This is a genomic window from Lysinibacillus sp. NPDC058147, from assembly GCF_042884205.1.
Classification (GTDB): domain Bacteria; phylum Bacillota; class Bacilli; order Bacillales_A; family Planococcaceae; genus Lysinibacillus.
Genome location: NZ_JBHVUJ010000002.1, coordinates 168,383 through 182,978 on the forward strand (window position 1 = coordinate 168,383; position 14,596 = coordinate 182,978).

The 14,596-nt window shown below is 35.1% G+C and carries 14 protein-coding genes; 9 read left to right on the forward strand and 5 right to left on the reverse strand.

Annotated elements, in window-relative coordinates; translation table 11 throughout:
• The first annotated feature begins 415 nt into the window (after positions 1–415).
• On the forward strand, positions 416–748 hold the full coding sequence (locus ACFVT8_RS06220; protein WP_387082726.1) for a hypothetical protein: 333 nt from the start codon (positions 416–418) through the stop codon (positions 746–748).
• Positions 749–1,539: 791 nt separating this feature from the next.
• Here the strand turns inward: ACFVT8_RS06220 and ACFVT8_RS06225 are convergent.
• Positions 1,540–2,064, reverse strand: a complete 525-nt coding sequence (locus tag ACFVT8_RS06225; protein WP_387082727.1) for a hypothetical protein — start codon at positions 2,062–2,064, stop codon at positions 1,540–1,542.
• A 948-nt stretch (positions 2,065–3,012) separates the two neighbouring features.
• On the opposite strand from ACFVT8_RS06225, the gene ACFVT8_RS06230 reads away from it, so the two are divergent.
• The 3 genes from ACFVT8_RS06230 to ACFVT8_RS06240 all read left to right on the forward strand — a co-directional run bounded on the left by ACFVT8_RS06230 (position 3,013) and on the right by ACFVT8_RS06240 (position 4,599).
• A complete protein-coding gene (locus ACFVT8_RS06230; protein ID WP_387082728.1) occupies positions 3,013–3,189 on the forward strand; it encodes a hypothetical protein in 177 nt (58 codons plus the stop codon).
• A 2-nt stretch (positions 3,190–3,191) separates the two neighbouring features.
• Complete coding sequence (locus tag ACFVT8_RS06235; protein ID WP_387082729.1) at positions 3,192–3,356, forward strand: hypothetical protein; 165 nt, start codon at positions 3,192–3,194, stop codon at positions 3,354–3,356.
• Between the two features lie 67 nt (positions 3,357–3,423).
• Complete coding sequence (locus ACFVT8_RS06240; RefSeq protein ID WP_387083369.1) at positions 3,424–4,599, forward strand: oxalate decarboxylase family bicupin; 1,176 nt, start codon at positions 3,424–3,426, stop codon at positions 4,597–4,599.
• Between the two features lie 58 nt (positions 4,600–4,657).
• Here ACFVT8_RS06240 and ACFVT8_RS06245 read toward each other — a convergent pair whose 3' ends face one another.
• Positions 4,658–5,809 (reverse strand): MFS transporter, encoded by a 1,152-nt coding sequence (locus tag ACFVT8_RS06245; RefSeq protein WP_387082730.1) that lies wholly within the window; start codon positions 5,807–5,809, stop codon positions 4,658–4,660.
• Between the two features lie 98 nt (positions 5,810–5,907).
• Here ACFVT8_RS06245 and yeiL point away from each other — a divergent pair, with 98 nt between their 5' ends.
• On the forward strand, positions 5,908–6,570 hold the full coding sequence (gene yeiL / locus ACFVT8_RS06250; protein WP_387082731.1) for a transcriptional regulator YeiL: 663 nt from the start codon (positions 5,908–5,910) through the stop codon (positions 6,568–6,570).
• A gap of 6 nt (positions 6,571–6,576) precedes the next feature.
• Here yeiL and ACFVT8_RS06255 read toward each other — a convergent pair whose 3' ends face one another.
• On the reverse strand, positions 6,577–6,867 hold the full coding sequence (locus ACFVT8_RS06255) for a hypothetical protein (RefSeq protein ID WP_387082732.1): 291 nt from the start codon (positions 6,865–6,867) through the stop codon (positions 6,577–6,579).
• Positions 6,868–7,161: 294 nt separating this feature from the next.
• On the opposite strand from ACFVT8_RS06255, the gene ACFVT8_RS06260 reads away from it, so the two are divergent.
• The 3 genes from ACFVT8_RS06260 (at position 7,162) to ACFVT8_RS06270 (ending at position 12,467) form a co-directional block, all read left to right on the forward strand.
• Positions 7,162–8,142 (forward strand): diaminopimelate dehydrogenase, encoded by a 981-nt coding sequence (locus ACFVT8_RS06260; RefSeq protein WP_387082733.1) that lies wholly within the window; start codon positions 7,162–7,164, stop codon positions 8,140–8,142.
• A gap of 190 nt (positions 8,143–8,332) precedes the next feature.
• Positions 8,333–11,521, forward strand: coding sequence for a BTAD domain-containing putative transcriptional regulator (locus tag ACFVT8_RS06265; RefSeq protein ID WP_387082734.1), 3,189 nt, complete (start codon positions 8,333–8,335; stop codon positions 11,519–11,521).
• A 127-nt stretch (positions 11,522–11,648) separates the two neighbouring features.
• On the forward strand, positions 11,649–12,467 hold the full coding sequence (locus ACFVT8_RS06270; RefSeq protein ID WP_387082735.1) for an alpha/beta fold hydrolase: 819 nt from the start codon (positions 11,649–11,651) through the stop codon (positions 12,465–12,467).
• A gap of 91 nt (positions 12,468–12,558) precedes the next feature.
• Here the strand turns inward: ACFVT8_RS06270 and ACFVT8_RS06275 are convergent, their stop codons facing one another.
• Complete coding sequence (locus tag ACFVT8_RS06275) at positions 12,559–13,143, reverse strand: hypothetical protein (protein WP_387082736.1); 585 nt, start codon at positions 13,141–13,143, stop codon at positions 12,559–12,561.
• Complete coding sequence (locus tag ACFVT8_RS06280; protein ID WP_387082737.1) at positions 13,140–13,691, reverse strand: sigma-70 family RNA polymerase sigma factor; 552 nt, start codon at positions 13,689–13,691, stop codon at positions 13,140–13,142. The genes ACFVT8_RS06275 and ACFVT8_RS06280 overlap by 4 nt, the downstream gene beginning before the upstream one ends.
• A 425-nt stretch (positions 13,692–14,116) precedes the next feature.
• Here ACFVT8_RS06280 and ACFVT8_RS06285 point away from each other — a divergent pair, with 425 nt between their 5' ends.
• Positions 14,117–14,545: a helix-turn-helix domain-containing protein gene (locus ACFVT8_RS06285; RefSeq protein ID WP_387082738.1), complete on the forward strand. Its 429-nt coding sequence runs from the start codon at positions 14,117–14,119 to the stop codon at positions 14,543–14,545.
• Positions 14,546–14,596: the final 51 nt, after the last annotated feature.

Sequence of the window (14,596 nt, forward strand, 5' to 3'; positions counted from 1 at the left end):
GTTTTAGTTAATCCCAAATAAGGTTGTTATCTGTGCTAGTGGGGTAAATTACACAAGGAGAAAAGCTTAAGGTTGGAACTTCTTTTTGGAGAGGTTATTTTCAAAGATATGCTAAATTACTATAATTAAATATATCCTTATTATGTATATTAACCCTATATCGTATTTTCTTAATGAAGATTTTATTTCTCCATTATTTCGTTGCTATAATGAAACTCGTAACAACTAAAAACTCACTGATCTAAATGGACAATATTATAAGCCTATTGGGGAGAAGAAGGAGAGATTTGTATGAAAGCAAAAGGTATTTTTAGGGAATTACTATAGGGATTTTTTGTTCAATTTTTATACCATACCTTTTTTCTAGCGTAGGGAATACCTTAGCAGGCGGTCGTATAAGCTACTGGGGAGAAAGTTGGTTATATATAGCATTTTCTATTCCCATGATTCTATCCATGCCATAATAGGATATTATCTATCTACTCAAAAGAATATCCCTAATAAAAAAATGTGGTGGATTAGTTTCTTTTTAGCTTTAATTGTCAGCTTATTTATTGGCACAGCGGGTATTCTAATTAGTGAAATGACATTGCGCGGTAATTTAAATACTCTTAATATAGAAGATTCAATGATATGGGGCGTTATTTACAGTTTTGTACTCCTTCCAATAACTGTACCTTCAAGAAAGTTTATTTTAAATTCTTTTGCATTATTGGATTCAAAAATCCGCAATTTAAAAATTATATAATATAATAACCAGATGAAATTACTCAATTAATTCTTTTTTTGTACATAGGGCATTTAAAAAGTTATTCATGTGAAAAAAACATGAGTGCCCATTCTCGCACTTCCTTTTCGGTTAATCGCCATTTTCAAACAAAGATAGTAGGGTGAAAAAAGAAAAATGATTCGTTTTGTAGAAATAATAAAGGGTCACTGAGTTGAAAGTGACCCTAATGAGGGAGGCTGTGACGGTCAACTAACGTCGCAACCTAATAAGTGCGTGCGATACACTCAACCTTAATTTGTGCAAATTGATGTTACTTATACTTAATAAGTTGCAGCGTCGTTAATATGTATTGGCGGGAGAGGGTAGTGCAGTAACAATTTGGGGCGATGTCAAGTAACAGGTGCTATCCCAAAACTAATATATGTTAGGATGAAAAAAAGAGCCATTTCCTAAAAAAAGAAATGACTAAAAGTAATTACAGGAGTGAACACATTGAGGGATTGCTAAGCGAATAAGCTTAACACTACTATAACTATGTTGTAATTATTGTTTTGTATAGTTGAAGGACTTGGAAAGTAAATAAAAAAACTACAGCATACTATTGAACAATTTGAATATTAAACGAAAATAGAGCGATTTAATCTTATATAAGGGTATAGGAATAGAGGATAATTAGTCTATTATAGAGTCTGGTTTAAACTGCCCAATTATTTTAATAAAAAAAAGAGCTGCATATGCAACTCATTGATCTTCAAATAAAGACTCCGTAATTTCTTCACAATTATTTAATTTTGTTTCTATCTTACTTTTTAATCTTTAAATATACTTATCATCTCATCATATACATTTTTAGTTTCATCGTATGTAGGGATATCAAGAAATTGAACATTTGAGACATTTTCGAAAAAGAAATCTTTAACAAAGATTTTCACACACTTCTTAATTTCATTTATGTCCAACTCATCCGAAAGTTTAGTCCACATATAGATATAAGTGGGTTTGTGATTACTTCTGTTTAAAGGCGCAAAATGATTAACTTGATACAATAAACCTTCATCATCCCTCGGATATATATAATCATAAACTATCTGAGAATCATCTTTCAGAAATTCTCCAATATCCTTCTTGTAATCATAATCTTCTTGGTAGTTTAATTCATTATTATATAAATAATCTAGGCTTATGTGAGTGATAATTTCAAAATAACCCAATTTATTTGTCTTATTTGCATCTGAATAAAGTGTTATCTCATCATTACAGCTTTTATCACAAAATCCATATTCTCCAAACCAAAAATTCGTATGACGAATGCTAATGTATACTGTGTCTAACATTTGAATGTCCCTCCTTTATTATTTGATTGGTTAGTTATTAACTAACCAAGGCTGGAGAAACGTCACCGTTCCTATTTCATTCCATAGAATACTTTATCCATCAAATCTTAACAATGTATTGCCTTATTTTATATATGTAATTTTTACCTCTTTCAATTGAGCTACACCGTAATTTAAATTTGTTGAATATGCCACTGACGAAAATAAATACAGCCTTTAGTAAAGCAGGAATCAATACCCATTCATCGGCACAACTACTCATTTTTATTTTCATTATAATATGAAAAGCCGCAGTGTTTGTCTACGCTACAGCTCAGATTTAAAAGAGAATCGACTTACATTTGTTTATTTCATAAATGAATGTGTAGGGTTGTGCGGAATTTAGATACTACTGAATAATATGAGGGAAAATCAATTATGCCTCGGTATAATTGCTGAAAGAAGTTAAAATAATGGTGGGATAGCAAACTGCAATGACGTTTGGGGCGATGCTTAATGTAAGCTATCCCGAAGTAAATATATGTAAAAGGGTTTAATAACATTCCAACTGTAAATATGATTAAAAAGAGCTTTTAAAATGACAAGAGCCATTACTAAGCAAACATTAAAGGGAGTCGCCAGGTTAAACTGTTTTACATAAGTAGCGATTACTTTGAAAAAGAAATTAAATTTATGAATAACTGCATCCCACCTCTATTTAGGTATGTGATGTTTTAACAAAGGAATCTTAAGATAAAAAAGCGAATATATAATTTAAAAATCCTAGAGGTGGTTTGTAATTATGTTAACGAAATATCGCTCCAATACATATATTCCGGAATCGGTGAAGGCAAGTAAAATGTTAGCCCAAAGACATAATTTCGAGTATTCTTGCTCAGATGAAGCTGGGAGACTGTTAGCAGTGCTTGGATTCTTTCTACCTTTGCACCAAACGTACAGTTTGTCTCAGTGAATCATGGAAAGGAAAGAATTGATGCTATTGCTCAAACAATTCGTCATCAGCAGGCAGAATTTTTAGTAGGCGACTGGAAAAAAGCAATAGCAAAAGGTCCTTTTCAATTCATTTATGCTGATGCAGCTGCTGCTAAAACGATTGAAGGCGTACAACTATTGGAGGTATGTTAGTAATGGACGATTTTACGCCAGAAGAACATTTCCCAGATGAATGGCGAGGGAAACCTGATAAGATCAGGGATTTTTGGTTAAATCATAAGGGATTAAGAGCCACAGAAATTTATTTAACAGCAACAACCTCTGCTATCATCGCAACGAAGCTGAAAGAAAATGAATAATCCAAGTAAAGAATCCATACATAGTTTAATAACGATTTCTTTATGAAGAGGTGAATAATTGGAAAACATGCCAGATGGCTATTCTTATGTTCCACAGCCTATACGGAAAGATGGGGCGGGGTGGGTGGATAAAGGGCCGAGAGATATTATGAGAGATCTGGAAAACCCAGATATGCTTGTCCCTCCAAAAACAGATGCTGGACTTGTACCAAATTTAAAGTTTTCTTTTTCTGATACGCATATGGTATTAAAAAATGGCGGTTGGTCTCGAGAAGTTACTGCTCGTGATTTGCCAATTGCTACTACATTAGCAGGTGTCAATATGAGTTTGACACCTGGTGGAGTACGTGAGCTGCATTGGCATCAACAAGCAGAATGGTCGTATATGCTTCTTGGTCATGCTCGCATTACAGCGGTCGATCAAAATGGGCGTAATTTTATTGCTGATGTAGGACCGGGGGATTTATGGTATTTCCCACCTGGAATTCCGCATTCCATACAAGGTCTTGAAGACGGTTGTGAATTTTTACTGGTGTTTGACGATGGGCATTTCTCAGATCTTAGTACACTTTCAATATCTGATTGGTTTGCACATACTCCTAAAGATGTGCTGTCTTCTAATTTTGGCGTTCCTATTAGCGCTTTTAATCATATCCCGAAAGAACAGGTTTATATTTATCAAGATAAGGTTCCGGGACCTCTAGACACACAAAAAGTACAATCCCCGTATGGTACAGTCCCTCAAACCTTCAAACATCGCCTGCTTGCCCAAACTCCTATTAAAACTCCTGGTGGCAATGTCAGAATTGTGGATTCGACAAACTTTCCTATTTCTAAAAATATCGCCGCAGCGCTTGTAGAGATTAAGCCTGGTGCTATGAGAGAGCTGCATTGGCACCCAAATAACGACGAATGGCAATATTACCTTCAAGGTCAAGGACGTATGACAGTGTTTGTAGGAAATGGTGTGGCTAGAACATTTGATTATCGTGCAGGCGATGTTGGATACGTACCGTTTGCAAATGGTCACTACATTCAAAATACCGGTACGGAAACATTATGGTTCCTTGAAATGTTTAAAAGTGATAGATTTCAGGATGTTTCATTAAATCAATGGATGGCCCTTACTCCATCTGAGCTAGTACAAAGCAATTTAAATATTGGTCCTGAACTTCTTAATGTATTAAGAAAGGAAAAGTGGCCGGTTGTAAAATATCCTGGATTTTCTTATTATCCAAGATGAGTATATAGAAAAGCAGGTGGAAAAGATAAAAGACCTTATCTTTCCCACCTGCTTGTTTTTAATATTGATATTTATTTCTAGTAGTAAGTAGTATACCGATTGCTGGGACAGTACAAATAAGCATTGCTGCAAATGATAGTCCAGGTGAAATCTCGTATAAATAGCCTCCTAAAAATGTAAGAATCGCTGTACTTAATCCCATTGCTAATGCCGAGTAAAGGCCTTGCGCATTCGGAATTTGCTCCTTAGGCAATGTTTTTGTTAAATAGCTAATAAAAGCGTAATGCGCAAGAGCAAAAGATAATGCATGCAATGTTTGAGAAGCGATAAATACCCAGACATTAGGGAATAGGTAAATAAGTAACCAACGTAGTGAAGATCCACTTGCTGCTAAAAGTAATAAAGAAGATGAGCGCCATTTTTTAAATAGCGTATCAGCTTTCATAAAGTATAAGATTTCGCAAATTACGGCGATGTTAATTATCATCCCCATGTAGAATGGATCAACATGTAGATCACCTAAATATATATAGCCGTAGCTGTAATAAGAAGCATGTGCTCCTTGCAATAGGATAACGATTAATAAAACAATAGGGAAGCCTTTAATAGTCCATAATGTTTTCATCGACAATGATTTTGCACGTTGTTCTTTCGTCGGTACAATAAGTAACTCCTTTGGTGTAGCCATTTGCTGCATCAACAGCATACCAATCAGGCCGACCACCATACTCCAAAAGATAATGTTATTGCCAAATGCACCTGTCAGCATACTAATGATTAACACTGCAATGACAAAGCCGAGGGAACCATAGGAGCGGCTTTTGCCATAGTGTACATTTCCATGCTGTACGAGCGTTGCTGCACTACTTTCAACGGCAGGTAGCAGTGCTGGATAAAAAACGCTAAATAAAAGGGTAACAATAAGGAGCGAGATAAAGCTCGTGCTTAGTAAGTAAAATAAAGTTGTGATTAGGGCACCTATTGCTAGAATACTAACGAGTCGTTTTTTGTGCACATATTTTGCAAGCGTCGGGAAGAAAAATAGATTTGAAGTTGCTCGTGCTAAAAGACCGCAGCCCATTATGACGCTAGCCTGTGAAACTGTAAGATGTTTGGCATCTACAAGCCAACCAGTCCAGTAAGGTAAGAAAATGCCCCATGTAAAGAAAAATGCAAAGAAATTTTGAGAAAGCCATCGTTGATTGTTCATAAAATTACGTACCTCCATTAACTATGTTGAATAATAGCATGTTCATCGGTACAATAATGTGAGATATCTCACAATTTTTCGGAGGAGGGAGTAAAATAATGCATATACTGACAGCTGAGGAACGTTCATACTATCTCGATAAATATCCAATAGATGATTTTTTTTCTTTTGAAATTGATCCATTTCTAGAAATATGTAAGTTTGACAAAGGTGAATGGATTTTTCAAGAAGGGTCATTTCCAGATACGCTATACTACATGATCGAAGGAAAAGCAAAACTATACATGACACATAAAAATGGCAAGGTCTCCCTTATAGATTACTTGGAGGCACCACGTTTTATGGGGGAAATTGAGTTGCTTAATGAGGCAAGATATACAAAGGGGATTCAGACAGTAACCGAGACGATTTGTTTTTCGATTACACAGTCCTGTAAAGAAAAGTTACTCACGGATGTACTATTTTTACGTAAACTTTGTGTGTTTTTAGGGGAAAAGGCGTTCAAAATGACGTCAAAATATACACAAAATCAAGCATTTCCACTAGAAAATCGACTCGCTGCATTTATTCAATTTTCGTCAGATCAAGGAATTTATAAAGAAAAGCATACGGAAATCTGTGAATATTTAGGGGTTTCCTATCGGCATTTATTATATGTGCTTGCGCAATTTTGTGAAGAGAAAATTTTAGAGAAGAAAAAGAATGGCTATCACATTATCAATGAAAAGCGTCTTTCCGAATTGGCACAGGAGATACTTTGAGGAATACTACAGCTTATTGTACTCACTTTTTTTAATCAACCAGCGTGCGATTTCCTTGCCGCTATGGTAGAAGTTGACCTCATCGACTCGTTGGTTTTGAACGGAGATATTTAGTGTTTCGTCTATAACGCCAAAAGGTATTACCCCTATACATTGGTGTTTGTTAGGTGAAATTCTTTTGTGCTTTGCCTCAACTTCAATGTGAGTTTTCGCAAATTTTTGCGCATTTTGGAATGGACAAGCAAGTAATTCTCCTTGTTCCAATGTTGTGCTTGGTGAATAACAGTTACTTTTCATTCAACATGCCCCCTTTGTCGTTATTGTTATTGTACAAGACATGTGATCGGAATAGTCTTCATTTACAAGGCTTTAACGAAAACTTAAAGGTTAGGCAATGCCTTAGAAGTTAAATTAGTAAAATGTAACCGTATTCATGCCGTTTACGAATAGAAATCATAGAAAACTTGTATAATTTTAAGAGAAAAACACGTACTCAAACTATTGTGAATTTTCCTAACAAAACGTATTATTGTAATTAGATTTAACGTGAAAGGCTTCACATTGTCACGTAATCGTAAGGAGGAATTTTTAATGAGTGGAATTCGAGTAGGTATTGTAGGTTATGGAAATTTAGGGCGCGGAGTAGAGTATGCTATCTCGCAAAATCCAGATATGGAATTAGTAGCGGTTTTCACACGTCGCGATCCTTCAACTGTAAACATTGCAAGTAATGCAAGCGTATATTTAGTGGATGATGCTGAAAAATTCCAAAATGACATTGATGTAATGATTTTATGTGGTGGTTCAGCAACAGATTTACCTGAGCAAGGACCACACTTTGCACAATGGTTTAATACAATTGATAGCTTTGATACACATGCGAAAATTCCTGAGTTTTTCGAAGCTGTTGATGAAGCAGCTCAAAAATCTGGTAAAGTATCAGTCATTTCAGTTGGCTGGGATCCAGGTTTGTTCTCATTAAATCGTATACTTGGGGAGTCAGTTCTACCAGTAGGCACAACATATACTTTCTGGGGAGACGGTTTAAGTCAAGGTCACTCAGATGCTATCCGTCGCATCGAAGGTGTTAAAAATGCTGTACAATACACATTACCAATTAAAGAGGCAGTAGACCGTGTTCGTAACGGTGAAAATCCTGAGCTGACAACACGTGAAAAACATGCACGTGAATGTTGGGTTGTTCTTGAGGAAAGGGCAGATGCTGCAAAAGTTGAGCAAGAAATTGTGACAATGCCAAACTATTTTGATGAGTATGACACAACAGTAAACTTTATTTCTCAAGAGGAATTTAAAGCTAACCACACTGGCATGCCACACGGTGGCTTCGTTATTCGCAGTGGTGAGAGCGGTGCTAACGATAAACAAATTCTTGAATTCTCATTAAAGCTTGAAAGTAATCCAAACTTCACGTCTAGTGTTCTAGTAGCTTTTGCACGTGCAGCTCATCGCTTAAACCAAGCAGGAGACAAAGGTGCAAAAACAGTATTCGATATCCCATTCGGTCTGTTATCACCAAAATCAGCTGCTCAATTACGTAAAGAACTTTTATAATATACTTAATCAAATCCCGATTATCATATTATTTGATAATCGGGATTTTTTATTTTTTTACGAGTCAATTCTGTAAATTAACATATAGTATATGGTAAACTGTCAATAATTTAACTATTTAAAGATTTTTATATTTTTTCTATGAAGTTGTAACCTTACATAACCAGTTGAATGGGGAGGTTATCACCAAATGACAACAGACATTATTATCCAATCAAAATGTATTCCACCGAGTCCGTTCAATCATTGTATTAGTAGAGCAACATTAATGAAAACATTAAAAAAAAGCCTAAACCATTCTTGCACACTTATTCATAGTGGAGCAGGGTATGGCAAAACAACAACCCTTACACAATTTCTACATGCTCAATCAAATAAATTTTCCTGGTATAGTGTGTCGGAGGAAGATGATAATATATTGCCCTTCTTAAGGCATTTATTTTTTAGTATCACACGTATTATTCCGAACTTCGGTCAAGAATTTGATGCATGGAATCAATTATCACGTTTTCCGAAAATAGAGGAACTTAATCGTTGGTTTAAGCTATTTGTCAACAGTTTATGCGAAATCGAATCCCCGATTTTAATTGTCATTGACGACTACCACCTCGTTGACCATGAATTTCATATTAATTATGTCATGGAAAAAATAATTGAGTTTTCACCACCGAATGTTCATTTTATCGTCGCCTCTAGAACGTTGCCGAATTGGGATATTACGAGAAGATTAAAGCTACAAAAAAAATTACTCGTTATTGCAGAAGGAGAATTAGCGTTTTCTTCAGAAGAAATCGCTGTTTTTTTTGAGGATTACGTAGCAGTTCATTTAACAGAAGATGAAATATCTAAGGTTTTGGAAATTACAGAGGGTTGGGCAATTAGTATCTCTTTATTAGCTGAACAATGGAACAAGGAGACATTAGCTCATTGGCTAAATATCTCTACAAATGACCTTTTCACCTATTTGTCGGAGGAAGTATATCTGAAGATGTCTACATTTGAGCAAGAGGCATTATTAAAGCTGGCGATTTTCCCTACTTTCTCAGAGGAGTTTATCACGCAAATTTATGGTACGGAAATAACAGAGGCGTTAAACCTGTTTGTACAGCGACATTTATTTATTCAACCAATCACAAAGGATGGCTCATATCGTTTTCATGCCTTGTTCAGTCGCTTTTTAGAGCTAAAATGGCAACAAAATGCTTCGCAATATATTGTATTGCATAAACAAGCAGCATTATATTATGTAAAAGAAAACAATATACAAGCTGTTCTTCATCATGCATTTAAAACGAATGATCAAGGTTTTTGTGGTGAACTATTACAAAATCATGCTGAAAGTCTAGTCCGTGCAGGGCAATTTGAGTGGTTAGTAGAAAAAATAAATCGATTTACAGCTAATGAAAAATCGGAATATTACAAACTTTATTACTTCGAAGGTGAGTGTCACCGCTATCGTGCTTATTATGAAAAAGCGAGGCAATGCTATGAAAATTGTGCAAACATCGCAAAAAGTAAGAATGATTTTCTATTTATGACGAAAGCACAAGCAGGTTTAGCACATATTTATCTTGATACAATCCAGCCGGCATTGGCAGAGCCGCATTTGAAAAGGGCGTTAGAGTTAGCGAATCATACGCCGTTAAACGAAGAGGAACTTCACGAATTGCAACGGCAGTATGCTGAAAATTTAGTGAATATAGGGAAGGCGAAAGGAGCACAAATTTTTACGGATGAGGTTGCTTTGACAGAGGAAGTGCTACAAAGATCAAATGTCGATGTTAGAATTTTGTTAAGAACAGGGCAACTACTAGAAGCAAATGAGTTGCTGACGAAAAGATTGGAATTACCACCACAGCTTGTCGCGACACATAGAGAGAGTGAGCTGTTGGCATCATTTGTCTATGCGTTATTAGGGCTAGGGAAGGATGCTTGGTATGCCGCTCAGCATGGGATTCGTAGGGGGTTACGTGAAAAATCGGTATTTATTGAGTCTGTTGGCTATATTCGCAAAGCACATGCGTTACTATTAGTAGATTTTCCTGACTATCAAGGAGCGTGTAATGCCTATGAGAAAGCCCTTACTTTAATGAATACCATTAATATATCTCGCGTGAAGGCCGAGCCATACATGGGACTTGCAATTGTCAAACATGCGCAAGGAGATATTATCTCTGCTAAAAAATATGTAGCGCTCGGATTACGGGAAACGGAGCAAGTACAAGATTCATGGATGACCGCTCTTATTTTAATCGCTGAGGTTAAAATTATTATCTCTCAACAGGAATTTGAACGGGCTAGGCAATTATTAATAAAGGCACAGCGATTATTCCAGGACTGTGGCGATCAAAATGGTGAGATGCATGTTCTTTTCTTTCAATCTGTCATTGCCTTCAAAGAAAATAATCCTCTACAATTCAATCATTATTTTCAGCAGTTTGCACAGTTATGTATTACAAATGGTTATGACTACTTTTTACAAAGGAAAACAATCCTCGGTCCACCGAGTAGGATGATCTTTTATGAGCTTTTACAATTTAGTAGAAAGTGTGATGGAGAAAATGCCGCTATTCTAGCGATGAGTAGCTTTTTTCAAGTAGAGGATAATATTGTTTATCCACATGAGGAAATACAGATGAATTTTTTAGGCAGTCTAAATTTAATAAGAATGCATCGAAAGATTGAGGATAAAGAATGGCAACGTGATAAATCGAAGGAGCTCTTCGTCTATTTGTATTGTCATCGCAACCGGTTTACGCCAAAGGAAGAGATTGCACAAGCATTATGGCCAGAGCGGAATGTTGAATCGCTAGATCGAGATTTTAAAGTTGTATTGAATGCGTTATTAAAGGTTCTTGAGCCAAATAGAAATGCACGTCAGGACAGCTTTTTCATCCAGCGTAAAAATAATATGTATCAGTTGCAGCATATCCAATTTCTACAAATCGATGTCGAACGTTTTCTCTATTTTTATGATTTAGGGATGGAGGAGTTCGATCCACAATTGTCAAACGAATGGCTGTATCTTGCTGAAATGAGCTATACGGATGCACTTTATGCTGAAAAAAAGCAGTTAGATTGGCTTATACAAGATCGAGAAAAGCTGCAATCATTATATATTGAAGTACTGGAAAAATTAGCACAAAATGCAACGAGGCAACAAAATTATAAGCAAGCTATTTTTTATGCAGAAAGAATGATTCGTGAGGATGCACTATGGGAAGAAGGCTATCGATTGTTAATGTATAGTTACTATCAATTACAAAACCGCTCCCTTGCATTAAAATGGTATGAAAAATGTGTGCAGCAATTAAAAAGCGAACTAAATACAACACCAATGGAATCGACAATGGTTGTATATGATTTAATAATGGGGTAGTGTATATTTTGTGTAACAACCATTTTTTGTAATAACGACTCATGGATTGTAATGGAGACTGGACGACCTAAGGAAAACGCTCAGTCGGAACAGAATCCACTTTATAATAATATTTGGAGGAACTATTATGTCATTTTGTAAGGTGAGTAAGGCGAATATTTACTATGAAGTTATTGGGACTGGAACACCAATCGTCATGCTCCATGGATATTCGCCAGATCATAGACTAATGAAGGGATGTATGGAGCCCGTTTTTGCCGAAAGGGAGGGCTGGAAACGAATTTATATTGATCTTCCAGGGATGGGCAAGACGACAGACTACGAAAAGATCAATAACTCAGATGAAATGCTAGTGGCCGTAATGGAACTAATTCATACCTTACTACCAAATGAACGTTATTTATTGGTAGGAGAATCTTATGGTGGATATTTAGTCCGTGGAATTATGAGAGAGTATCATGAACAAATTTTAGGAGCAGCGTTTATTTGTCCGTTGATTATTCCAGATAAACAAAGTCGAACTGTGCCAGAACAAAGTGTTGTCTCGGCGGATAAAGACTTCTTATCGTCACTAACGAAACAGGAGCTAGAAGATTTTAGCTCCCATCTCGTTGTTTTAGATGAATATAATTGTCAGCGATACACGAATGAAGTATTAGCAGGACAAGAAAACGCAGATGTAGAATTTTTAGAAAAAATCCAAAAAAGCTATAGTTTTTCTTTTCTTGTAGATGAGATTTCATTTGATAAACCTTGCTTATTTTTGCTAGGTAAACAGGATTCCATGGTTGGCTATAAGGACGCTTTTGCCATTTTAGATAAATTCCCAAGAGCAGCCTTCACAATTTTAGATAAGGCCGGGCATAACTTGCAAATTGAGCAAGCGAGTTTGTTTAATAGTCTTATGCTTGAATGGTTGGATAGGGTAGAGGAATTTAACGATTGATATTTTAAATAAAATGACAGAATGAAATCCCTTGATCTGTTGAAGCATTTACTTACTCAATAAATTCATGGGATTCTTTCTGTCTAAAATCTTATCCCGTATTTTCCTCATAGGAATCTATATCAATTTTTATAGTCTCGAGTCTTTCTTTAATGACTTTCCCCTCGTTATCCAATGTACGAATTACTGGCGTAATGAATATTGCGGAAGCCTTAGCATTAAAGTTACTTATTATTGCTTGACCATTCGAGTAATCATCAGTTACTTTTGTTGTCGCCGTTCCTGTTGTTTCTTCATATTTGTTTTCTAAATTATCAACTATGTCTAAAGTTATGAATTCAGTAGCAAAGTCCATATCACAGCTAAAGTAAATGTATGCTGAATTTCCAGAAATCGAAATACGATTAAAAATAAATTCATGCTGTTTTGATGACAGAGTTTCGTATATTTCTAAATCCTTTATTAATAATTTTGAAGCCACAGATGGAAAATTTATTAAGCATGTTGAGCTAATTCCAATAGCAAAAATGGAAGCAATTGCCCATTTACGGGTTTTCTTTGTCTTTGTTTTCTTTTGTAAAACGGTGTTAATTACCTTTTGCTTTTCATTTTTTGAAACCACTACTGGTATAATTTCTTCTAAATCTAACTGTAAGATACTTTTTTCCTTAATCATATCCAGCACTCCTTTAATTTAGGATTTTTAGCAAGCTTTTTCTTTCCCCGATATAAACGACTTTCCACTGCTGATATTGAAATATGTAGAATTTCTGCTATTTCACTATTTGAATATTCTAGATAATACCTCATTAAAAATAATTCTCTATCTATATCAGGTAGATGCATTATTTCAAGAAGCAATTGTTCTTTGGCATACAATTTATCCAGTTCTTGTTCAATATTATCTGAAGCAATAAGAGGTGGAATATTATCCATAGGTAGTGTAGCAAGTTGTTTTTGCTGTTTTCGATAAATATCAATCGCTTTATATTTAGTAATCATCCCTATCCACTTTTTAAAATCTGCTTCTCCCCCGATGAAATAATTACTTTTTTGCCATATTAGAAGGAATACATCATTTACACATTCCTCTACTTGCATGTGATCTGATGGTTTGTCTAAAACTTTCAAAGTAATTGCCTTCACAAATCCTAAATAGTGTTCAACTACATATTTAAGAGCATTTTCATCATGTCGTTGAAGCCGTTCGATAAAATCATTCATTTTGTCACTCCTTATGATCGTTATACATACTATAACGAAATTTTTGTGGAACACTCGCACGTAAATGGAAAATTTTTCTGATTTGAGTTGAAAACATTTTTAAAAAAAGCATCTAACGTGATAATGTAGCTGTTTATGCCTTTCGGATGCAATAATGGCAGGCAAATTAAAAGAATCCGTTTTGAAAAAAGATTGATCAAAATGGATTCTTTTCTTATGGAATAGTTTACATTGTTATAAAAAAGTTTGATCATTTTTTCCTATGTTCTTCCGCAATCACGCCCAGTTGCGGGAGAGCAACCATTTGTAGCAAGCATTTTCTACTCTGAGGTTACATCATTCTACCTTGCGATTCTTACAAATTTTTATAAGTTATAGTAAGTTATAGTAAGTTATGGTAAAAATGAAATTTAGGAGTTGAAATCATGGAGTTCTATAAAAAGCTAAAAGAAGAACGCTTAAAACATAATTTATCACAAGAAGAATTAGCCATAAAATTAAATATAAGTAGACAATCTATTTCTAAATGGGAGCTTGAAAAAAGCTATCCAAATATTGAAACACTTATTACATTGAGTGATCTTTTCAACATTAGCATTGATGAATTAATTAAAGGAGATAATTTCTTGAAAGATAAAATCATCAAAGAAGGAAAAAGGGGGGAATTACAAATGACAGATCGATTCAAAGGGCTATATGTATTGAGTTCAATTTTAGTAGTATTTTGGCTTTTTGTACTCCCATGGTCCAATCTATCAGGTCTAACATTAAGCATAATTAATTTCATAGCTGTTATTTACTTTGTAATTGTCGGTAATTACATCAAAAATAACAAGAAAAAATTTTTTAATTAAGGCTTTTCCAAAAGATTGTTGCTGTTAAAACTAAAAGGCGGATTTAATCTA

Excerpts from the sequence above, each read along its gene's own strand:
- ACFVT8_RS06240 (WP_387083369.1), top strand. The coding sequence starts at position 3,424 with ATGCCAGATGGCTATTCTTATGTTCCACAGCCTATACGGAAAGATGGG.
- ACFVT8_RS06265 (WP_387082734.1), top strand. The coding sequence starts at position 8,333 with ATGACAACAGACATTATTATCCAATCAAAATGTATTCCACCGAGTCCG.
- ACFVT8_RS06285 (WP_387082738.1), top strand. The coding sequence starts at position 14,117 with ATGGAGTTCTATAAAAAGCTAAAAGAAGAACGCTTAAAACATAATTTA.
- ACFVT8_RS06235 (WP_387082729.1), top strand. The coding sequence starts at position 3,192 with ATGGACGATTTTACGCCAGAAGAACATTTCCCAGATGAATGGCGAGGG.
- ACFVT8_RS06225 (WP_387082727.1), bottom strand. The coding sequence starts at position 2,064 with ATGTTAGACACAGTATACATTAGCATTCGTCATACGAATTTTTGGTTT.
- ACFVT8_RS06280 (WP_387082737.1), bottom strand. The coding sequence starts at position 13,691 with ATGAATGATTTTATCGAACGGCTTCAACGACATGATGAAAATGCTCTT.
- yeiL (WP_387082731.1), top strand. The coding sequence starts at position 5,908 with ATGCATATACTGACAGCTGAGGAACGTTCATACTATCTCGATAAATAT.
- ACFVT8_RS06275 (WP_387082736.1), bottom strand. The coding sequence starts at position 13,143 with ATGATTAAGGAAAAAAGTATCTTACAGTTAGATTTAGAAGAAATTATA.
- ACFVT8_RS06260 (WP_387082733.1), top strand. The coding sequence starts at position 7,162 with ATGAGTGGAATTCGAGTAGGTATTGTAGGTTATGGAAATTTAGGGCGC.
- ACFVT8_RS06270 (WP_387082735.1), top strand. The coding sequence starts at position 11,649 with ATGTCATTTTGTAAGGTGAGTAAGGCGAATATTTACTATGAAGTTATT.
- ACFVT8_RS06245 (WP_387082730.1), bottom strand. The coding sequence starts at position 5,809 with ATGAACAATCAACGATGGCTTTCTCAAAATTTCTTTGCATTTTTCTTT.
- ACFVT8_RS06255 (WP_387082732.1), bottom strand. The coding sequence starts at position 6,867 with ATGAAAAGTAACTGTTATTCACCAAGCACAACATTGGAACAAGGAGAA.